The sequence below is a fragment of the Clostridium sp. SGI.024 genome (genome assembly GCF_050315195.1).
In the GTDB taxonomy this organism is placed as follows: Bacteria; Bacillota; Clostridia; order Clostridiales; family Clostridiaceae; genus Clostridium.
Genome location: NZ_JBNPON010000160.1, coordinates 1 through 490, shown reverse-complemented (window position 1 = coordinate 490; position 490 = coordinate 1). Strand labels below are relative to the sequence as shown.

Genomic DNA, 490 nt, shown 5'->3' with positions numbered 1-490 from the left:
ATAGAAAATCTACAATAGATAACTTTAAACCTATAATCAGATCTCTACTAAGTGAAGAGTCAATTCAAGTATTCTATTATAAACGTGTTCTATGGCAATATCTCAAAGACAACCATGGATTAGACTGCGCACAATCTTCGTTTAGAAGATACATATCTAATAATCCTGAGTTTAATGATTATTTTAAACGCAGAAAGAAAGGTTATATATCTAATAACTCTAGTATGAGGTTTGAAACTGATAAGGGTCAGCAAGCACAATTAGATTGGAAAGAAAATATAGACTTTGTTTTAAGTAATGGAGAAGTCATTAACATAAATATTTTTGTTCTAATACTTTCGTATTCACGGTTCAGAGTTTATAAATTATCTTTAGAAAAAACACAAGATATATTATTTTCATTTTTAAATGAATCTTTTGAAGCCTTTGGTGGTGTTCCTAAAGAGGTATTAACAGATAATATGAAGACTGTTATGGATGAGCCAAGAAC

The 490-nt window shown here is 29.0% G+C and carries 1 pseudogene; it reads left to right on the top strand.

Annotated features, from left to right (window positions below):
- Positions 1-490, top strand: a pseudogene (locus ACQRD5_RS17215) (IS21 family transposase); the annotation flags it as partial.